Source organism: Achromobacter sp. HZ01 (assembly GCF_003267925.1).
Taxonomy (GTDB): domain Bacteria; phylum Pseudomonadota; class Gammaproteobacteria; order Burkholderiales; family Burkholderiaceae_B; genus Achromobacter; species Achromobacter pulmonis_A.
On record NZ_LWKV01000004.1, the window covers coordinates 186,887 to 207,442 of the forward strand.

Sequence of the window (20,556 nt, forward strand, 5' to 3'; positions counted from 1 at the left end):
TCAGGCTCCCAGATAGGCTTCGACGACCCGCGGATCGGTGCGCACGCGGTCCGCGTCGCCCTCGCATAGGATCGCGCCTTCGTTCATCACGATGATGTGGTGCGACAGCTGGTAGATCGACGTCAGGTCGTGCGACACCAGCACCACCGAGCAGTCATGCTCGGTCGGCAGCTCGCGGATCACCGAAATCAGCAGCTCGGCCAGCGCCGGGTTCACGCCCGCGAACGGCTCGTCCAGCAGCACGACCTTGGGCCGCGCCACCATGATGCGCGCCAGTTCCACCAGCTTCTGCTGCCCGCCGGACAGCTCCTCGGCATAGTTGTGCCGCAGCCGGTGCAGCTCCACCTTGTGCAGCCAGTACTCCGACAGCGCATAGCGCTCGTCGGCGCTGCGGCCGGCCTGCTGCTGCGCCACGTCCAGGTTGTCCAGCAGGCTGAGCTGGCGGAAGATGCGCGGCACCTGGAAGGTGCGCCCGACTCCCAGCCTCGCCACCTCGTGGATCTGGCGGCCGGCGATGTCCCGGCCCTCCAGCTCGATACGGCCTTCGTCCGGCGTGTAGATGCCGTTGATACAGTTGAGCAAGGTGGTCTTGCCCGACCCGTTCATGCCAATGACGCCCAGGATGGAGCCGCGCGGCACGTGCAGGTCCACCCCCTGCAGGGCCACCAGGCCGCCGAAGCGCTTCTTCAGATTCGTGACTTTCAACATGTACGGCTCCCGTTCAGCGCAGCGCCTGGCGGCCGAACAGGCCGCTGGGCTTGACGAAGATCATCGCCACCATCAGCGCGAAGCCGCAGATGGTCGCGATGGACGGGTTGAAGAACACCACCGACACCTGCTCCGTGATGCCGTACAACAGCGCGCCCACCAGCGCCCCCACCGGATGGCCCAGGCCGCCCAGCACGATGACGATGAAGCCGATCAGCGTGTAGTCGTTGCCCATGAAGGGCGAGAACGCCGGGAACACCATCGCCACCAGCACGCCGCTGGCCGCGGCCAGGCCCACGCCCAGGCCGAAGGCCACGCCGGACAGGCGCTCGGCGTTGATGCCCACGATGCGCACCGCGTCGCGGTTCATGATGATGGCGCGCAGCGCCTTGCCCACCTGGCTGCGGTACAGGAACACGGTCAGGCCGCCGATGATGGCCAGCGCGATGACCAGCGCCAGCAGGCGCACGGTGGGAATCAGCACCGGCCCGAACTTCAGGAACACCGGATCGATCTCGTACGGCAGCGAACGCGCGTCGGCGTCGAAGGCCAGCAACATCAGCGCGCCCAGCATGATGGACACGCCGAACATCAGCAGCAGGGAGCTGATCTCGGGATCGTCCGCCCTGTTCAGCCGCGGGATCAGCACGAAGTACAGCAGGTAGCCCGCCAGGAAGAAGGCGGCGAAGGCCAGCGGCAGCGCCAGCAGCGGATTGATGCCGGCGTACTCCATCAGGTAGTAGGCGAAATAGGCGCCCAGCACCAGGAATTCGCCGTGCGCGAAGTTCACCACGCGCAGCACGCCGAACACCACGTTCAGGCCCACGCCGATCAGGCCGTAGATGGCCCCCAGGATCAGGCCGTTCATCAGGCCCTGGATTATCAGTCCGGTCATGGCGGCCTCCTCAGGCGATGTAGCGGCGCAGTTGCGGCTTGCGCTTGATCAGGCTGCCGACGATGCCGCGCGGCAGGAACAGCATCAGCAGCACGATGATCAGGCCCAGCAGCAGCAGGTTCACCACCGGGAATTTCTGCCAGATCATGTGGTCGATGCCCAGCAGCGCCAGGGTGCCGACCACCGGCCCGAGGATGGTGCCGAAGCCGCCGGCCATGGCGTAGATGATGCTCTTGGCCGTGATCAGCACGTGGAAGGCGTACTCCGGGTCCACCACGTTCGTGTACCAGGCCTCGATGCCGCCGGCCAGGGCCGGAAACAGCGCCGCCAGCAGCCAGGCCTTCAGCCGCGTATTGGGCACGTGGATGCCGACGCAGGCGGCGGCGCCGTCGTCGTCGCGGATCGCCTTGAGCGCGCGGCCCAGGCGCGAGGCCGACAGCCACGTCACGGTGGCCAGCGTGGCGCCCATGACGATCAGCATGGCGTAGTAGCTGTGCGAGGGGTTGTTGGCGTTGGACAGGATGATGCCCATGCTGCCGCCGGTGAAGGACTGCGGCAGGTTGGAGATGACCAGCTTGACGATGGTGGCCAGCGCCAGGCTGACGATGCCGAAGTACACCCCGCGCAGGCGCAGCGTGGGCGCCAGCAGCAGCGCGATCGCCAGGCCCACGCCGCCGGCCGCCAGCAGCGAGGGCAGGATCGGCCAGCCCAGGATCTTGTAGCAGATGCCGGTGGCGTACGAGCCCACCCCGTAGAACACCACATAGCCGAAAGGCAGGTAGCCGGTGAAGCCCACGCAGATGTTCATGGCGCTGGCCATGGTGATCCACAGCATCAGGTAGAACGCGAACGAGATGTTCGAGGTCGCCAGCGGGATCGCGGCCAGGATGGCGGTCAGCGCGACAAAGACGGTGATTGCGATGCGGGTGCGCAATCGCACCGCGCGCTGATCCTGCGCGCGATGCGAAGCCGCGCCCGCCGCCAGGGCGGGACTGCTGCTCATGGTGTCTTCCTCCGGGCCTGTCCGGGGTGGACGGCCGATTTCTTTGGAGGAGATTATGGCCTACACAACCATAACTTTAGGTTAAGTATTAACCCTGATTTTCGGCCGGAAAGGCCTCCGCCAGCACCTGGCGCAGCCCCTTGATGAACTCCACGGCGATCGCCGAGGGCTCGCGGCCGCTGGCGTAGACGGCCGAGATGTTCAGCGGGATGCGCTCGGCCAGCGGCACGATCACCACGTCGGGCATGGTGTTCTGCATGACGGTGAATTCGTCCACGATGGCGATGCCCACGCCGGCGTTGACCAGGGCGCAGGCCAGCTGGCTCCAGGGCACGTCCGCGCACATATTGCACGGCAGCCCGGCCTGCTCGAACGCCCCCAGCACCAGCATGCCGAAGGGCATGCGCGTGCCCACCACGATGTGCGGATGCGGGGAAAGGTCGGCCAGGCTGACCAGGCTGCGCCCGGCCAGCGGGTGCGATTTCGGGATCGCCGCCACCATGCGCCCCACGTGCAGCAGCTCGGACGTCAGGAAAGGATGATCCGCCTGCATGACCACCAGCCCCAGCTCCGCCTCGCCCTGCAGCACCTCGGTGATCAGGCTGGGCAGCGCGCTGGTGTTCAGCCGCAGCAGCAGCTCGGGATGGCGCTGTTGGAAACGCGCCACGGCGCGCGGCACCAGGAACTGCGCCAGGCTGGGGATGGAAGCCAGCCGCAGCACGCCGGTGCCGTGCTCGGACAGCGCGTCGGCCAGATCGTTGACGCGCTGCATCATGCGCTGGGTCTTTTCGATCTCCTCGAACAGGCTGTGCACCTGCGGCGTCGGCCGCAGCCGCCCGCGCACCCGCTCGAACAGCGTGAGCCCCAGGGATTTCTCGGTCTGCGCCAGCATCCGGCTGACCGCCGGCTGCGAAATGTTCAACAGGCGCGCAGCGCCGCTGATCGACCCGGCCATCACGATGGCCCAAAGCATTTCGGTCTGCCGGTAGTTCAATTTATTCAAGGCGTGCACTCCATGCCTATTTGTTATACGCTTTCTCGGGTGTTGGGCAATTATTGCCCAACACCGGGCCTGGCGCTCAAGCTGCGCGGGAGACAGGGCCCACGTCCAAAAACGATAGGAGACAACCCATGTTCGCGAAATCCTGGCTGTTCCGCTTACCGGCCGTGGCCCTGGCCCTGGCCGCCCTGACGCCCTCCCTCGCCGCCGCCCAGACCTCGGACAAGATCCGGGTGGGCATGACCGTGTCGTCCACCGGCAGCTTCGCGCTGGCCTCGCAATCCGGCGTGCGCGGCGTGGAGCTGTGGGTCGACGACGTCAACCGCCGTGGCGGCATCGAACTCAACGGCAAGAAATACCCGGTAGAACTGGTCAAGCTGGACGACCGCAGCGACAAGCAGATGGTGACCCGTGTTTACGAACGCCTGATTGTCGATGAAAAAGTGGATCTGGTGTTCGCGCCCTTCGGCTCCACGCTGACGGCCGCGGCCGCCACCGTGACCGAACGCCTGGGCAAATACATGATGGTCTGGTCGGCCGCCAGCGACGATCTCTACAAGCAGGGCTTCAAGAACATGGTGTCCGGCACGCAGATGCCGGTCTCGGCCATGCTGCGCGCCAACATGGAGCTGGCCGCCAGACAGGGCGTGAAGAAGGTGGCGCTGCTGTATTCGGACGAACCGTTTCCCGCCGGCCTGGCCGAAGGCGGCCGCGAACAGGCAACCAAGAACGGCATGGAGGTGGTGCTGTTCGAGAAGTATCCCAAGGGCCAGAAGGATTTCAGCACCATCCTGCAGAAGGCCCGCGCGGCCGGCGCCGAGGCGCTGGTGCCGACCTCGTACGAAGGCGACCTCATCAGCATGACGCGCCAGATGAAGCAGCTGGACATCAACTTCCCGTATGTTTTCATGGTCTATGCATCCACGCCGCAGTTCCAGGCCATCGGCGCGGACGCCAACTACATCTACAGCCACACCAACTACCACCCCGCCATCAACTGGAACGTCAACGCTGGCATGACGCGCGAGCAGTTCGCCGCGGCCTATGACCGCAAGTTCCCCAAGGCCGAGTTCCCGCCCGACTTCCAGACCGCGCTGGCCTACGGCGCGGGCGCGCTGACCGAGGAAATCGTGAAGAAGGCCGGCGGCACCGACGCCGCCGCGCTCAAGAAGGCCTCGCTGGACCTGTCCGGCAAGCTCACCGTCATGGCCGGTCCGTACGCCATCGACGACACGGGCAAGCAGCTCCTGATGCCCTTCCCCGTGGTGCAGCTGCTGCCCGGCAAGGGCATGGTGCCGGTGTGGCCGGCGGACGTCGCCACGCAGAAGCCGGTTTACCCGGCTCCTGACTGGAAGGCGAGGTAGAGGTCCCCCCCTACGCGCTTACGCGCGCCCCCCCCAGGGGGGCGACACCTGCAGACCGGCGGAGCCGGATCTGGCGGTGTCCCCGCTTTGGGGGGGCCAGTTGCAAGTTGGGGCAGGAACTTTTTTTTGCCGGGGGGCACGGTGGTGCGTGCCGCTCGTCCATCTTCTGAGGAAAACATGTCTGACATCGCATTTGCCACGCTGGGCGAACTGGCGCGCGGGCTGGCCGCGGGCCGCTATAGCTCGGTGGAACTGGCGCGGCTTTACCTGGACCGCATCGACCGCGCCAATCCGGCGCTGGGCGCCTACGTCAGCGTCGACCGCGAAGGCGCGCTCAAGCTGGCCGAGGCCGCCGACGCGCGGCGCCGCGCGGGCTACGGGCTGCTCGGTCCGCTGGACGGCCTGCCCGTGGCCGTGAAAGACCTGTGCGACATCGAAGGCCAGGTCACCACGGCCGGCTCGCAGGCGTGGACGCAGCGCCGCAGCGCGGTCACCGCCACGGCGGTGACGCGGCTGGTCGACGCCGGCATGGTGGTGCTGGGCAAGACGCACATGGTGGAGTTCGCTTTCGGCGGCTGGGGCACGAATCCCGTGATGGGCACGCCGCGCAATCCCTGGGACCTGGTCCGCGCCCGCATACCCGGCGGCTCGTCCAGCGGCTCGGGCGTGGCGGTGGCCGCGGGCCTGGCGCCGGCCGCGCTGGGCTCCGACACCGGCGGCTCGGTGCGGATTCCGGCTGCGCTCAATGGCATCACCGGCCTGAAGACCACGCGCGGACTCATCAGTCTGCACGGCTCGGTGGCGCTGTCGCACACGCTGGACTCCATCGGCCCGCTCACGCGCGACACGCGCGATGCGCTGCTGTTGACCCAGGCCCTGTCCGGCCCCGATCCGCGCGATCCCGTGACGCAGGCCGTGCCGGCCTTCCGCTTCCATGAACCGGCCGCGGGCGCGCAGCCGCTGCGCGGCGTGCGCATCGCGCTCATGCCGCCGGCGCAATATCCGATCGCGGTGGACGCGGCCGTGCAAGGCGCCCTGGACGACGCGCGGCGCGTGCTGGCGGGGCTGGGCGCGGACCTGGTCGAGGCGCCCTTCCCCTTCGATTTCCACGACATGATGCTGCGCAACGGCCAGATCATCGCCGCCGAAGCCTATGCGCAGCATCGCGACTACATCGAGGACGGGAACCTGCCCCTGGGCCCTCACGTGCGCTCGCGGGTGCTGGCCGGCAAGCACGTGAGCGCCGCCGACTACATCCGCGCGCTGCAGGCCCACGCCGCCGCCTGCGAGGACTGGCGCAACTGGATGCGCGATTACGACGCGCTGCTGGCGCCCTGCCTGCCCTTCGCCGCCTGCCCGCTGGAGGAAGTGGACGAGGCCGCCACGCCGCTGGCGGCCTTCACCCGGCCCGGCAACTACGTCAACGCCTCGGGCCTGGCGCTGCCCGCGGGATTCACCGCGGACGGCCTGCCCATCGGCGTGCAGCTGCTGGGCAAGCCCAACGGGGAAGGCGCGCTGGGCCGCATCGGCATGGCGTTCCAGGCGCAGACCGACTGGCACCTGCGCCGGCCCGGCCTCGCCGCGATCGGGCTGTAGCCGCCGTTGCCGCGCTAGTCGGCCGCGGGCGCGGCATCCCTCGCCTGGGCGACGGCCGGCTGCGGCTCCCAGCCGCCGCCCAGCGCCACGATCAGGTTGACGCTGGCGGCCAGGCGGTTGCCCAGCAGGCTCAGCGCGTTGCGCTCGCTGCCCAGCGCGGTGGCGTCCACCACGGCCACGCTGAGGTAATCCACCAGGCCCGCCTGGTATTGATTCTGTATCAGCCGCAGCGATTCGCGCGCCGCTTCCAGCGCGCGGCGCTGCACGGCCTGCTCCTGCTCCATGACGCGCAGCTGGATCAGATAATCCTCGACCTCGCGCAGGCCGGTCAGCGCCGTCTGCCGGTAGGCCGCGGCCTGGGCGTCGTAGGATGCACGGGCCTGTTCGACCTGCGCCTGGCGCGCGCCGCCGTCGAAGATGGTCAGCGCCAGCGCCGGTCCCAGCGACCAGAAGCGCGCCGGCGCGGTCAGCAGCTCGGCGAACTGGCCGTTGCGAAATCCCCCGTCGGCCGACAGCGTCAGCGTGGGGAACCAGGCGGCCTGCGCCACGCCGATCTGGGCGTTGGCGGCCGCGGCGCGGCGTTCCGCCGCCGCCACGTCGGGGCGGCGCTCCAGCAGTTCGGACGGCAGGCCCACCGGGATCTGCGGCAGGCGCAGCGTGAACACGGCCGGCGCCAGGCTGAACTGCGACGGCGCCTGGCCCATGAGCACGGCGATGGCGTGCTCGAGCTGGCCGCGCTGCCAGTCCAGGTCGATGGACTGCGCGCGCGTGCTTTCCAACTGCGTGCGCGCCACGGCCACGTCGGCCTGGCCGGCCACGCCCACGGCATAGCGGTTCTGGGTCAGCTGCAGCGATTTCTCGTAGGCCGCCACGGTGGCGTCGAGCAGGCGTTTCTGTTCGTCCAGCACCCGCAGCTGCAGGTAGGACTGCACCAGCGCGGCCTGCGCGCTCAGGCGCGTGGCGCCCAGGTCGGCCAGGCTGGCCGCGGCGCTGGCTTCCGAGGATTCGACGCTGCGCCGCACCCGCCCCCACAGGTCCGCCTCCCAACTGACGCTGCCGGTCAGCGAATACTGGTTGGACACGTTGCCGCCGGAGGCGGAGGTCGCGCCGCCCTGCCCGCCGCCGCTGCCCGAGCGGCTCATGCCGGCGCCCGCGCCCACGGTCGGGAAGAAGCCGGCGCGCGCGCCGCGCACCAGCCCCAGCGCCTGCCGGTAGTTGGCCTCGGCCTGCGCGATGGTCTGGTTCGACGCGTTCAGGCGCGCGACCAGATCGTCCAGCACGGGATCGTCGTAGACCCGCCACCACTGGCCGCGCTCGGCCTCGTCGCGCGGACGGGCGGGCTTCCAGCCGTCGACCTGGACCTGGCCTTCCTTGTAGGCCGCGCCCACGTCCAGCGCCGGACGCTGGTAGTCGGGACCGACGGCACAGGCGCCCAGCAGCGCGCACAGCGCGGCCGCGGCGGCGCCGCGGGGAAGAAGGCGATTCACGGACAGCATGGCGTTGCGCATCATGTTTGTTCTATGGAGGCGGCCGATCCGTCGCGGCGGGCGCGTCCGCGCGCGGCCCACAGGCGGAAACGGTCCAGGTAAAGATAGACCACGGGCGTGGTGTACAGCGTGAGGATCTGGCTCAGCACCAGGCCGCCGACGATGGTGATGCCCAGCGGCTGGCGCATCTCGACGCCGGCGCCGGTGGCCAGCACCAGCGGCAGCGCGCCGAAGATGGCGGCCATGGTCGTCATCATGATGGGGCGAAAGCGCGTCAGACAGGCCTGGAAGATCGCGTCGCGCGGGCTCATGCCCTGGCTGCGTTCCGCCTCCAGCGCGAAGTCCACCATCATGATGGCGTTCTTCTTGACGATGCCGATCAGCAGGAAGACCCCGATCAGCGCGATCAGCGTGAAGTCGTAACGCAGCAGCAGCAGGGCCAGCAGCGCGCCCAGCCCGGCCGACGGCAGCGTGGACAGAATGGTCAGCGGATGCACGAAGCTCTCGTACAGAATGCCCAGCACGATGTACATGGTGACCAGCGCCGCCAGGATCAGCCAGGGTTGCTGCGCCAGCGTCTGCTGCAGGGCCGCGGCGGTGCCCTGGAAGCCCGCCTGGATCTGATCCGACGGCAGGCCGATGCGCGCGACCGCCGCATCGATGGCCGCGGTCGCCTGGCCCAGCGAAACGCCCGGCGCCAGGCTGAACGAAATGGTGTCGGCCACGAACAGCCCCTGGTGCTGCACGCTGAGCGGCGCGTTGGTGTTCTCCAGCCGGGTGAAGGCCGACAGCGGCACGCGCGCGCCGGCCGCCGTGATCACCTCGACCTGCCTGAGCGATTCGATGTCCTGCGCGAACTTGGGGTCCACGCCCAGCACCACGTGGTACTGGTTCAGCGGCCCGTACATCACCGAGACCTGGCGCTGGCTGAACGAGTTGTTCAGCACCGTGGAGATGGCGGACATGCTGACGCCCAGCCGGGTCGCCGCGTCGCGGTCTATCACCAGGTCGATCTGGCGGCCCTTGTCCTCCACGTCGGCGTCCACGTCGGTGATTTCGGGAATCCTGGCCATGGCCTGCTGCACCCTGGGCATCCAGGTGCGCAGCAATTGCAGGTCGCCCGACATCAGCGTGTAGTCGTACGAACCCTGGCTCTGGCGTCCGCCGATGCGGATGTCCTGCTGCGACACCAGGAACATGCGCGCGCCCGGCATGTTCTGCAGCTTGCCGCGCAGCCGGTTGATGACCACGTCGGCCGAGACCTTGCGCTCCTCCAGCGGCTTGAGCTGGATCTGCATGAAGCTGCTGTTGCTGCCGCCGCGCCCGCCGGCGTAGCCGGTCATGCTCTGCACCGCCGGATCGGCCAGCACCACCTTGCGCAGCGCTTCCAGCTTGGGCACGGTGGCCTGGAACGAGGTGCCCTGGTCGACCCGGAAAAAGCCCAGCAGCTGGCCGGTGTCCTGCTGCGGGAAGAAGCCCTTGGGCACCACCGTGTACAGGTAGACGTTCAGCCCCACCGCGATGGCCAGGGTCAGCATCATCAGGCGGCCGTGCGCCAGCGCCCAGCCGAGCGTACGGCGATAGCCGCCGAGCATGGCCTCGAAGCCGCGCTCGGCCCAGCGCGCCAGCCTGCCGGGCGGACGCGGCTCGCGCGGTTCGTTTTGCAGCAGGCGCGCGCACATCATCGGCGTGAGGGTCAGCGACACCACCAGCGACACCAGGATGGCGGCCGACAGCGTCACGGCGAACTCGCGGAAAAAGCGCCCGACCACGCCGCCCATCAGCAGGATGGGTATGAACACCGCCACCAGCGACAGGCTCATCGACAGAACCGTGAACCCGACCTCGCGCGAGCCGCGCAGCGCCGCGCGCATGGGCGACATGCCGCGCTCGACGTGGCGCATGATGTTCTCCAGCACCACGATGGCGTCGTCGACCACGAAGCCGGTGGCCACGATCAGCGCCATCAGCGAAATCGTGTTGAGGGTGAAGCCGCTGAGATACATGATGCAGAAGGTGCCGATCAGCGACACCGGCACCGCCACGCTGGGGATCAGGGCCGCGCGCCAGCGCCGCAGGAACAGCAGCACCACCAGCACCACCAGGCCCACCGCGATGATCAGCGTCAATTCGGCCTCGTGCAGCGAGGCGCGGATGCTGGGCGTGCGGTCCTGCGCCACGGACATGTTGGCGTCGGCCGGCATCAGGGCCTGCAGCACCGGCAGCTGGGCGCGCACCGCGTCCACCGTCTCCATGATGTTGGCGTCGGCTTGGCGCCGCACGATCATCAGGATGGCCTTGCTGTGGTTGTAGAAGCCGGTCTGGTACAGGTCCTCGACCGAGTCCTCCACCTTGGCCACGTCCGACACGCGCACCGGCGCGCCGTCGCGCCAGGCCACGATCAGCGGCCGGTACTGCTCGGCGCGGCTGAGCTGGTCGCTGGCCATGATCTGCCAGTGGTAGCGGTCGTTCTCCAGCACGCCCTTGGGCCGGTTGGCGTTGGCGTTGGCCAGGGCCGCGCGCAATTCGTCGAGCGACACGCCGCGGTTGGCCAGCGCCCCCGGCAGCACCGTGACGCGCACCGCCGGCAGCGAACTGCCGCCCACCGTCACCTCGCCCACGCCCTCCACCTGCGACAGCTTCTGCGCCACGATGGTCGAGGCGATGTCGTAGAGCTGCCCCTGGCTGAGCGTGTCCGAGGTCAGCGCCAGCGTCATGATGGGCGCGTCCGAGGGATTGGACTTGTGGTACGTGGGATTGCTGCGCAGACCGGTCGGCAGCAGCGAGCGCGCCGCGTTGATGGCGGCCTGCACGTCGCGGGCCGCGCCGTTGATGTCGCGCGAGAGATCGAACTGCAGCGTGATGCGGGTGGAGCCCTGCGAGCTGCGGGAGGTCATCTCGGTGACGCCGGCGATGCTGCCCAGCGAGCGTTCCAGCGGCGTGGCCACGCTGGAGGCCATGGTCTCGGGACTGGCCCCGGGCAGGCTGGCCGACACCGAGATGGTGGGGATGTCCACCTGCGGCAGCGGCGCCACCGGCAGCAGGAAATAGCACAGCAGGCCCGCCAGCACGACCGCCAGGCTCAGCAGCGTGGTCGCCACCGGCCGGACGATGAAGGGCGCCGACAGGATCACGACGCATCCTCCGCCGCGGCGGCGCGCGCCCCGCGCCAGCGGCGCGACATGCGGTCGAACATCAGGTAGATCACCGGCGTGGTGAAGAGCGTCAGCACCTGCGACAGCAGCAGCCCGCCCACCATCACCAGGCCCAGCGGCTGGCGCAGCTCGGCGCCGGTGCCGGACGACAGCATCAGCGGCAGCGCGCCGAACAGCGCGGCCAGCGTGGTCATCAGGATCGGACGGAAGCGCAGCAGCGCCGCCTCATGGATGGCCGCCAGCGGGGTCAGGCCGCGCTTGCGCTCGGCGTCCAGCGCGAAGTCGATCATCATGATGGCGTTTTTCTTCACGATGCCGATCAGCAGGATGATGCCGATGATCCCGATCATGTCGAGCTCGGTGCCGCTGATGAGCAGCGCCAGCAGCGCCCCGACCCCGGCCGACGGCAGGGTCGACAGGATGGTGATGGGATGGATGTAGCTTTCGTACAGCACGCCCAGCACGATGTACATGGTGACCACCGCGGCCAGGATCAGCCACAGCGTGCTCGACAGCGAATTCTGGAACGCCAGCGCCGCGCCCTGGAAGCGCGTCTCGACGCCGGTGGGCATGCCGATGTCGGCCTCGGCCGCGGTAATGGCCTCGACCGCGCCCGACAGCGAGGCGCCCGGCGCCAGGTTGAACGACACCGTCACCATGGGGAACTGGTCCAGCCGGTTCACGGCCAGCACCGTGCGCCCTTCGGTGATCCGCGCCACCGACGACAGCGGCACCTGCCCGCCCGAAGCGGTGGGCACGCGGATCTGCCCCAGCGAGGACGGCGTCGTCTGGAACTGCGGCTGCACTTCCAGCACCACGCGGTACTGGTTGGACTGCGTGAAGATCGTGGAGATCAGGCGCTGGCCGAAGGCGTTGTACAGCGCCTCGTCGATCACGGCGGCCGTGATGCCCAGGCGCGAGGCCGCGTCGCGGTCGATCTCGACCCAGGCCTGCAGGCCTTCGTCCTGCAGGTCGTCGGTCACGTCCTTGAGTTCGGGCACCTGGCGCAGGCGCTCGACCAGCCTGGGCGTCCATTCGCTCAGCACCTTCAGGTCCGGATTGGACAGCGTCATCTGGTACTGCGTGCGGCTGACCCGGTCTTCGATGGTCAGGTCCTGCACCGGCTGCATATAGACCGTGAGGCCGTCCTGCGCGGCCAGCGCCCGGTCCAGGCGCGCCATCACCGTGCGCAGGTCGCCATCGCGCTCGGCATGGGGCTTGAGCGCGATCTGCAGGCGTCCGGCGCTGAGCGTGGCGTTGCTGCCGTCCACGCCGATGAAGGAGGACACGGCCTGCACGTCGGGATCTTCCAGCACCAGGCGCGCGGCGGCCTGCTGGCGCTCGGCCATGGCCTTGAACGAAATCGACTGCGGCGCCTGGGTGATGGCCTGGATCAGGCCGGTGTCCTGCTGCGGGAAAAAGCCCTTGGGTATCGCCAGGTACAGCAGCACCGTCAGCGCGAAGGTCGCCAGCGCCACCAGCAGCGTCAGCGGCTGGTGCCGCAGCACGACCTGCAGCCAGCGGTCGTAGCCGGCGATGACGCGGTCGATGAAGGCGCCCGTGGCGCGATGGAAGCGCCCGTGCTTCTGCGCCGACTCGGCGCGCAGCAGGCGCGCGCACATCATGGGCGTCAGGCTCAGCGACACCACCAGCGAGATCAGGATGGACACGGCCAGCGTGATCGCGAACTCGCGGAACAGCCGTCCCACCACCTCGGTCATGAAGAGCAGCGGGATCAGCACCGCGATCAGCGAGAACGTCAGCGATATCAGCGTGAAGCCGATCTGCGCCGCGCCCTTGAGCGCGGCCTGCAGCGGCGTCTCGCCCTCTTCGAGATGGCGGGCGATGTTCTCGATCATGACGATGGCGTCGTCCACCACGAAGCCGGTGGCGATGGTCAGCGCCATCAGGGTCAGGTTGTTGACCGAGAATCCGGCCAGGTACATGACGCCGAAGGTGCCGACCAGCGACAGCGGCACCACCACGCTGGGAATCAGCGTGGCCGTGAGGCTGCGCAGGAACACGAAGGTCACCATGACCACCAGCGCCACCGCCAGCAGCATTTCGAACTGCACGTCGGCGACCGAGTCGCGGATGGTCTGGGTGCGGTCGGACACCACGCTCACGTCCAGCGTGGCCGGCAGGGCAGCCCGCAGCTGCGGCAGCAGCGCCTGGATGCGGTCGACCACCTCGATCACGTTGGCGCCGGGCTGGCGCTGGATGTTCAGCAGGATGGCGGGCTTGTCGCCGGCCCAGGCCGCCTGCCGCACGTCTTCGGCGCCCTCGACCGCGCGCGCCACGTCCGACAGGCGCAGCGGCGCGTTGTTCTGGTAGGCGATGATCAGGTCGTTGTAGTCGGTGGGCGTCTTGAGCTGGTCGTTGGCGTTGATGGTGGTCGAGCGCAGCGGGCCGTCCAGGTTGCCCTTGGGCTGGTTCACGTTGGCGCCGACGATGGCCGTGCGCAGGTCCGACAGCGACAGCCCGTTGGCCGCCAGCGCCTGCGGATTGACCTGCACCCGCACCGCGGGCCGCTGCCCGCCCGCCACGCTGACCAGGCCCACGCCGGAGATCTGCGACAGCTTCTGCGCGACCCGCGTGTCGACCAGGTCGCGCACCTGCGGCAGCGGCATGGTGGGCGAGGTGATGGCCAGGGTCAGCACCGCCGCGTCGGCCGGGTTGACCTTGTTGTAGGTCGGCGGCACCGGCAGGTCGCCGGGCAGCAGGTTGGAGGCGGCGTTGATGGCCGCCTGCACTTCCTGCTCGGCCACGTCCAGCGGCAGGGTGAGATTGAATTGCAGCGTGATGACCGAGGCGCCGCCCGAACTGGTCGACGACATCTGGTTCAGGCCCGGCATCTGCCCGAACTGCCGCTCCAATGGCGAGGTGACCAGCGAGGTCATCACGTCGGGGCTGGCGCCGGGGTACAGCGTCACCACCTGTATGGTCGGATAGTCCACTTCCGGCAGGGCCGAGACGGGCAGCAGCCGGTAGGCGATGAAGCCGGCGATCAGGATGGCCACCATCGACAGCGTGGTGGCCACCGGACGCAGGATGAACAGGCGCGACGGACTCACGGCGTTTCCCGGTCTATTTCGACGGCGGCGTGGTGCCGGCCGGAGCGCCCGCGCCCAGCGACTTGTCGCGCGGGGCCGGAATCACGCCGGCGTCGCCCGCCACTTCCACCTTGGCGCCGGCGCGCAGGCGGTCGGTGCCTTCGACCACCACCCGGTCGCCGGGCTGCAGGCCCTCGTTGACCGCCACCATGCCGTTGTTGATCGCGCCCAGCTTCACCTGGCGCACCAGCACCGTGTTGTCCTGCTGCACCAGGAATACGAAGGCGCCGGCCGAACCCTGCTGGATGGCGGCGGTGGGCACGGCGGTGACGTCCTTGCGCGTCAGCACGTGCAGCCGCACGTTGACGAACTGGTTGGGGAACAGCGCGTCGTCGGTGTTGTCGAAGCGGGCCTTGAGCTTGAGGGTGCCGGTGGTCACGTCGATCTGGTTGTCCAGGGTTTCCAGCTGGCCCGTGGCGATGCGGCGGGTGTCGGCGCGGTCGTAGGCGTCCACGGCCAGCTTGCGGCCGGCGGCGAGTTCGGCGCGCACCTCGGGCAGCTGGGTCTCGGGCAGCGTGAACACCACGGAAATCGGCTGGGTCTGAGTGATCACCACCAGCCCGTTGGTGTCCGAGCTGGACACCAGATTGCCGCGGTCCACCTGGCGCAGGCCCAGACGGCCGTCGATGGGCGCGGTGATGCGCGCGTAGTCCAGCTGCAGCCGGGCGTTATCGACGTTGGCCTGGTCGCTCTTGACCGTGCCCTCGTACTGCCGCACCAGCGCCGCCTGCGTGTCGACCTGCTGCTTGGCGATGGAATCCTGCTTGTACAGGGCCTGGTAGCGCTGCAGGTCGCGGCGCGCGTTCTCCAGCTGCGCCAGGTTCTGCATCTGCGTGCCGCGCGCCTGGTCCAGCGCCACCTGGAAGGCGCGCGGGTCTACCTGCGCCAGCAGGTCGCCGGCCTTCACGCGCTGGCCTTCCTGGAAGGCCACCTCGACCAGCTCGCCGCTGACCCGGCTGCGCACGGTGACCGTGTTGTAGGCCGTCACCGTGCCCAGCGACTTCAGGAAAATGTCGATGTCCTGCCGGACGGCGGTGGCGATGCGCACCGGCACCGCCATGTTCGCCATCGCCGCCCCGGGCGGACGGCCCCCGCCCGCCGGCTTGGCCGCCGGCCGCAGCAGCAGCCAGGCGATGCCGGCCCCGGCAAGCAGCAACAGCGCCAGCACGGCCAGGCGGCGGCGGGACCTATGGGCGGGCGGAGAAACGGGACGGCTTTCAGGCATGTACGTTGCAAACGCGGGCAGGGAAAGCCGTATTGTCTACTAGACCATCGCGTAGTCCAGCACCGGGAGCGGCGGTTGAAACTCCCCGCAACAGGTAATGGGGGGGGTGGGTGGGTCCCTCCTGCGTACTGGGGGGCTACGTGGGTCCTGCGCAGGATGGGTGTAGCGCGAGAATTCTTGGGCAAGCACTCAATTGCCCATCGCGCGTAACCCATCGGCCGGCGGCAGCCGGGTGTTTGTCTCTTGCCACGAAAAGCGGCGGCTGGCGCCGCCTGATGGGTGTCGCGCGCTGGAGAGCCGGGTTCTTGCTCAGATGCGCTCGCGCTTTACCCATCCTACGAGTTGCACAACGTCATCTGGAACCCCACGTCGCGGGCCACCTGCTGGGGCTTGAATTCGCCGTCCTGCGTGGAAAAACGTATCCAGATCATGTACTTATTGGCGCTGATCTCGGGAAATACGCCGTGGGCGGGGTCCACCCACACGCGCAGCAGCTGGAACTGCTTGCCGCCCAGCATCTGCTGGTAGGCGCCCTGCTCGGCCACGATGTCGGTCTTGCGGCCGGATTCGCGCAGCAGGCGCAGCGCCAGGGTCAGGCCGTCGTAGAGGGGAATGAAGGGCGCGATCCAGGATTGCAGGTCGGCGCAGCGGGCCGACTCGGGCTTGTTCTGCCAGGCGAAATACGAAGGCATGTCGACCTGCGTGGCGTTGCCGGGCATGGAAAGCCGACCGCGCAGGCTGGTGAGCCATTCGTTCTCGCGCAGGGGCTGGCCGGTCTTGCCGGGCACGGCCAGCGCGCCGGTGACCTTTTCCATTTCGCGCAGCATGGATTCCAACGCGTCCTGCGCCACGCCGGGATGGTCGCGCAGGCCGACCAGCGCCAGGCGCTGGCGTTCCAGGTCCTGCAGCAAGGCGCCCTTGACGTCGGTGCGTTCGCAGGCGTCGAGCAGATCGAACAAGGCGGTGACGGCGACCTGGTGCAGTCGTGAATCCCCCTCGCGTGCAAAGAAGAACAACCTGTCGAACAGGAATTCCAGCCGCAGATAAGCGCGGATACGCTCGTTGAAGGGATATTCGTAAACAATCACGCTTTTTTACAGGCCCATCTGTGGTTGGCCGGCAGGCCAATGTTATTCAGGGGTGCCGGCCTGGCCCAGGGCTTGCCGGTCTGTCGTGCCCGCCAGCGCCAGCCAGCGGTCGTGCAGGGTCTTCGCCTGCGCGCGCAGTTGTTCGGGCGTGGTGGCGCCATCGTTGACGATGACGTCGTCGGCGGCTTCCAGCCGGCTTGCGCGCGCAGCCTGTGCTGCCATGATACGCCTGATGGCTGGCTCCGTCAGCCCGCTGCGCGCGCGCACGCGGGCCACCTGCGTCTCGGGATCGCAATCCACCACGCAGATGCGATCCAGGCGCGCGCGCCAGCGCGGCAGCGACTCCACCAGCAAGGGCACGACGAAGACCAGATACGATCCGGCGGCCGCGGCGGCCTGGCGTTCGGTCTCCTGGCCGATGGCCGGATGCATGATGGCTTCCAGCCGCAGCCGCACCTGCGGATCGGAGAACGCCTGCTCGCGCATCCATGCGCGGTCCAGCGCGCCGTCGGCCGTCAGCGCCCGCGGGCCGAATTCGCGTTCGATCGCCGGCATGGCCGCGCCCTGCGGCGCGGTCAGCGTATGCGCGATCTCGTCGGTATCGACCACCGACGCGCCCCACTGCGCAAGCATGTCCGCCACGCGGGTCTTGCCCGATCCGATACCGCCAGTCAATCCTATCTTGTACATGCCGCTCGTCCCATCGTGTCGCGTACTAGCCCAGCCATTGCCACAGCCCCTGCGGCCCGCCCGCCAGCAGCGTCACGATGCCGGCCAGCGCCAGATAAGGGCCGAAGGGCAGCGGCTGTCCGCGGCTGGCGCGTCCACTCAGCGTCAGCGCGCCGCCGATCAGCACGCCCAGCAGCGACGCGCCCAGCAGCAGCATCGGCAGGGTCTCGATGCCGAACCATGCGCCCAGGGCGGCCAGCAGCTTGAAGTCGCCGTGGCCCATGCCTTCGCGCCCGGTCAGCAGGCGGAATATATGAAAGATAACCCACAGGAACACATAGCCCGCGACCGCGCCGGCCACCGCCATCTGCACGCTGGTGTAGGCGTCGAACAGATTGGCCAGCAGGCCCGCCCACAGCAGCGGCTGCGTCAGCGCATCGGGCAGCAGCGTCGATTCGAAATCGATCCAGGCCAGCGCCACCAGCGTGGCCGACAGACCCATCGCGCACAGCGCCAGCGGCGTGGCGCCGAAGCGCCAGGCGCAGGCGGCGAACAGCGCGCAGGTCAGCAGTTCGATGGCCGGGTAGCGCCAGCCTATCGCGGTTCCGCAGGCGGCGCAGCGTCCGCGCAGCAGCAGCCAGCCCAGCAGCGGCGCACGGCGCCAGCCCGTCACCGGCGCGGCGCAGGCCGGGCAGTGCGACGCCGGCGACCACAGGCCGTAGCGGCTTTCGGTGCGCGCCTGGCCGGCCGCCTCCTGGCAGTGCGCCTGCCACTCCTGCTCCATCATGCGCGGCAGCCGGTGCGTCAGCAGCGTCAGCCAGTTGCCCACGGCCAGGCCCGTCAGCGCCGCCAGGACGATGAACAGGCCCGGGGGCAGGTCGAAGACGTAGCGCATCGCCGTCATCCGATGCGCGCGCCGGCGGCGTGCGCGATCGGGCCCGGGACGCGATGTAGAACCGGCCGGCGGCGGCCATGTCGTAATTTGTGCATAAAGTGCGGAATACACCCAGGAGCGGCTAGGGCAACGTATCGAATCTTCGCATAAGTGCGTAAAATCGGAGACAGACTCAATTCACGGATAAGCTGCCATGACCGCGCGCGTCGACAACATTGTTACCCGCTCCCGCAAACTAAGCGTCATGGGGCTGCTGCTGGCGGGCACCGCCATAGGCGCGGCGGGCTGCGCCCAGCAGAAGACCGAGGGCTATTACGACCCGCCCGCGGAAAGCACCGTGACCGACGCGCAGTACCAGGGCTCCGGCGCCGGCTACCGCACCGTGATCCGCGCGCCTTCGCAGGTGCAGATCGCGCTCAAGCCGGATGCCCGCAAGCCGCAGAACCAGGCCCAGCAAGCGGCCGCGGCAGGCGCGGAAACCACCGAAGACGGCCAGACCGTACCCGAGCACGCCGAGGGCGGCGGCGGTAGCGCCGGCGCAGCGACCGCCGCGGCCGCGCCCGCGCCGGCGCCCAATGCCGCCGCGCACAGCCTGGTGCCGCAACCCCAGACCTACATGGGCACGCTGCCGTGCTTCTCGCCCGTCATGCAGTGCACGGCGCAGCGCGTGACGCTGACGCTGGCGCCCAACGGCCGCTGGCGCGGCCGCACCGCCTACCTGGAGAACGATCCCCAGAAGGGCCAGCCGGTGGCCGAACAAGGCTGCTGGGACGCCACCGACGAACGCCCGCCGCGCGTCATCCTGATGGACGGCCAGGGCAACGCCCGCGTCGAGTTCGTGGTGGCCGCCAACAACGTGCTGCGCGTGCGCTCCATCGCCGGCCAGACGCCGAACCTGAACTACAACCTGACCCGCCAGCCGGACCTGGACCCCATCGACGAGCTGGCCAAGGCCGCCGCGCCCAAGTGCCCCTGAGCGCTCCGCGCGCTTGAATCCATGCCTGGCACCGGGCCCGGCGAACGCCTCGTTCGCCGGGCCCGATGTTTTTGGGCGCGCAGGCATCATGGCTTGGCCGGCGCGTATCGGGGCGAGGGCTGTTCATGCAGGGTGACGGCCCCGCCGTGCGGATCGCCCTCCGGCAGGAGCGGCACGGGCGAGGCGCCCGAACGCCGGTGGGCGCACAGCCGGCAGGCCAGTTGCATGGCGTTGCGGGCGCGGAGCTTGGTGAAGATGCGGGCGCGATGGGCTTCGACGGTGCGCAGCGAAATGCCCAGGTCGATGGCGATGACCTTGTTCGGGCTGCCCGCCGCCACGTAGGCGACGATCTGGCGTTCGCGCGGCGTCAGGGTGGCGAGGACGTCGTCCAGGTCGGGGCGGGGCTGCATGGGGCTTGTCTCCTGCAAAGTAGATTTGCATCGAGTCTGCCCCGCCGCGCCAGCCGCCGGAAGCTGGCAATTCTGTCAGGGTGGACATAAACGCCCCCCCTGCCCGGGCCTCAGGCCGTGTAGACCAGTTCCAGATTGTCGATCAGGCGGGTGGCGCCGAGTTTGGCGGCGGCCAGCGCCACCACCGGCTCGCCGGCCTGCAGGTCGGCGGCTTCGGGGCGCTTCAGGTCGCGCTGGCGGCGCAGCGCCACGTAGTCCACCTGCCAGCCGCGCCGGGTCAGGCCGTCGATGGCTTCGCGCTCCAGCGCGGCGGCGTCGCGCTCGCCCTGGGCCAGGCGCTGGCCCAGCTGCTGCAGGGCGGCGTACAGGGCCGGCGCCTCGGCGCGGTCGGCCTCGCTCAGGTAGCGGTTGCGCGAGGACAGCGCCAGGCCGTCCTCGGCGCGCACGGTTTCGTGCGCCAGCACTTCCACCGGCAGCTGGAACTGGCGGCACATGTTGCGCACCACCATGAGCTGCTGGTAGTCCTTCTTGCCGAACACGGCCACGCGCGGCTGCACGCAGGAAAACAGCTTCAGCACCACGGTGCTCACGCCCGCGAAGAAGCCGGGACGGAATTCGCCTTCGAGGATGTCGCCGAGGTCGTCGGGCGGCTGCACGCGGAAATTCTGCGGCTCGGGATACATTTCACGCTCGTTGGGCGCGAACAGCACGTAGACGTCGCGCTCGCGTTCGAGCTTCTCGATGTCGGCGGCCAGCGTGCGCGGATACTGGTCGAAGTCTTCGTTGGGACCGAACTGCAGGCGGTTGACGAAGATGCTGGCCACCACCGGATCGCCATGCTGGCGCGCGAGCTTCATCAGCGCCAGGTGGCCTTCGTGCAGGTTGCCCATGGTGGGCACGAACGATACGCGGTTCTGTCCGCGCAGGTGGTCGCGCAATTCCTGGATGGTGTGTACGACTTTCAAGGGGAGT

Annotated in this window: 16 protein-coding genes; 3 read left to right on the plus strand and 13 right to left on the minus strand. The window is 68.9% G+C overall.

The genetic code is table 11. The annotated features are described in order from the left end of the window. The 4 genes from A6B37_RS20445 to A6B37_RS20460 all read right to left on the minus strand — a co-directional run bounded on the left by A6B37_RS20445 (window position 1) and on the right by A6B37_RS20460 (window position 3,618). Window positions 1-708 carry an ABC transporter ATP-binding protein gene (locus A6B37_RS20445; RefSeq protein ID WP_102775713.1) on the minus strand — a complete coding sequence of 236 codons (708 nt, stop codon included), beginning with the start codon at window positions 706-708 and terminating at the stop codon, window positions 1-3. 13 nt (window positions 709-721) lie between these two features. Beyond that, window positions 722-1,603 carry a branched-chain amino acid ABC transporter permease gene (locus A6B37_RS20450; protein ID WP_111826770.1) on the minus strand — a complete coding sequence of 294 codons (882 nt, stop codon included), beginning with the start codon at window positions 1,601-1,603 and terminating at the stop codon, window positions 722-724. Between the two features lie 10 nt (window positions 1,604-1,613). After that, window positions 1,614-2,606 (minus strand): branched-chain amino acid ABC transporter permease, encoded by a 993-nt coding sequence (locus A6B37_RS20455; protein WP_102775711.1) that lies wholly within the window; start codon window positions 2,604-2,606, stop codon window positions 1,614-1,616. 88 nt (window positions 2,607-2,694) lie between these two features. Beyond that, window positions 2,695-3,618 (minus strand): LysR family transcriptional regulator, encoded by a 924-nt coding sequence (locus tag A6B37_RS20460; protein WP_102775710.1) that lies wholly within the window; start codon window positions 3,616-3,618, stop codon window positions 2,695-2,697. 119 nt (window positions 3,619-3,737) lie between these two features. Here A6B37_RS20460 and A6B37_RS20465 point away from each other — a divergent pair, with 119 nt between their 5' ends. Together A6B37_RS20465 and A6B37_RS20470 are read left to right on the plus strand one after the other, a co-directional pair. Continuing rightward, window positions 3,738-4,970, plus strand: coding sequence for an amino acid ABC transporter substrate-binding protein (locus A6B37_RS20465; protein ID WP_111826771.1), 1,233 nt, complete (start codon window positions 3,738-3,740; stop codon window positions 4,968-4,970). Between the two features lie 177 nt (window positions 4,971-5,147). Continuing rightward, complete coding sequence (locus A6B37_RS20470) at window positions 5,148-6,566, plus strand: amidase (protein ID WP_111826772.1); 1,419 nt, start codon at window positions 5,148-5,150, stop codon at window positions 6,564-6,566. Between the two features lie 14 nt (window positions 6,567-6,580). Here A6B37_RS20470 and A6B37_RS20475 read toward each other — a convergent pair whose 3' ends face one another. The 7 genes from A6B37_RS20475 to A6B37_RS20505 form a co-directional block, all read right to left on the minus strand. Further along, a complete protein-coding gene (locus tag A6B37_RS20475; protein ID WP_168202272.1) occupies window positions 6,581-8,077 on the minus strand; it encodes an efflux transporter outer membrane subunit in 1,497 nt (498 codons plus the stop codon). Further along, on the minus strand, window positions 8,074-11,187 hold the full coding sequence (locus tag A6B37_RS20480) for a multidrug efflux RND transporter permease subunit (protein WP_111826773.1): 3,114 nt from the start codon (window positions 11,185-11,187) through the stop codon (window positions 8,074-8,076). Before A6B37_RS20480 ends, A6B37_RS20475 begins: the two co-directional genes overlap by 4 nt. Next, window positions 11,184-14,282: an MdtB/MuxB family multidrug efflux RND transporter permease subunit gene (locus A6B37_RS20485; protein ID WP_102775705.1), complete on the minus strand. Its 3,099-nt coding sequence runs from the start codon at window positions 14,280-14,282 to the stop codon at window positions 11,184-11,186. Before A6B37_RS20485 ends, A6B37_RS20480 begins: the two co-directional genes overlap by 4 nt. 13 nt (window positions 14,283-14,295) lie before the next feature. Beyond that, window positions 14,296-15,546: an MdtA/MuxA family multidrug efflux RND transporter periplasmic adaptor subunit gene (locus tag A6B37_RS20490; protein ID WP_111826774.1), complete on the minus strand. Its 1,251-nt coding sequence runs from the start codon at window positions 15,544-15,546 to the stop codon at window positions 14,296-14,298. A 335-nt stretch (window positions 15,547-15,881) separates the two neighbouring features. Further along, on the minus strand, window positions 15,882-16,634 hold the full coding sequence (gene zapD / locus A6B37_RS20495) for a cell division protein ZapD (RefSeq protein WP_102775703.1): 753 nt from the start codon (window positions 16,632-16,634) through the stop codon (window positions 15,882-15,884). 42 nt (window positions 16,635-16,676) lie between these two features. Further along, window positions 16,677-17,324: a dephospho-CoA kinase gene (gene coaE / locus A6B37_RS20500; protein ID WP_102775702.1), complete on the minus strand. Its 648-nt coding sequence runs from the start codon at window positions 17,322-17,324 to the stop codon at window positions 16,677-16,679. Window positions 17,325-17,349: 25 nt separating this feature from the next. Then, window positions 17,350-18,198 (minus strand): A24 family peptidase, encoded by an 849-nt coding sequence (locus A6B37_RS20505; RefSeq protein WP_168202273.1) that lies wholly within the window; start codon window positions 18,196-18,198, stop codon window positions 17,350-17,352. 193 nt (window positions 18,199-18,391) lie between these two features. Here A6B37_RS20505 and A6B37_RS20510 point away from each other — a divergent pair, with 193 nt between their 5' ends. After that, a complete protein-coding gene (locus tag A6B37_RS20510) occupies window positions 18,392-19,174 on the plus strand; it encodes a copper resistance protein NlpE N-terminal domain-containing protein (RefSeq protein WP_102775700.1) in 783 nt (260 codons plus the stop codon). Between the two features lie 86 nt (window positions 19,175-19,260). Here the strand turns inward: A6B37_RS20510 and A6B37_RS20515 are convergent, their stop codons facing one another. Both A6B37_RS20515 and panC read right to left on the minus strand, forming a co-directional pair. Next, window positions 19,261-19,584: a helix-turn-helix transcriptional regulator gene (locus A6B37_RS20515; protein WP_111826776.1), complete on the minus strand. Its 324-nt coding sequence runs from the start codon at window positions 19,582-19,584 to the stop codon at window positions 19,261-19,263. 110 nt (window positions 19,585-19,694) lie between these two features. Next, on the minus strand, window positions 19,695-20,549 hold the full coding sequence (gene panC, locus A6B37_RS20520) for a pantoate--beta-alanine ligase (protein WP_102775698.1): 855 nt from the start codon (window positions 20,547-20,549) through the stop codon (window positions 19,695-19,697). Window positions 20,550-20,556: the final 7 nt, after the last annotated feature.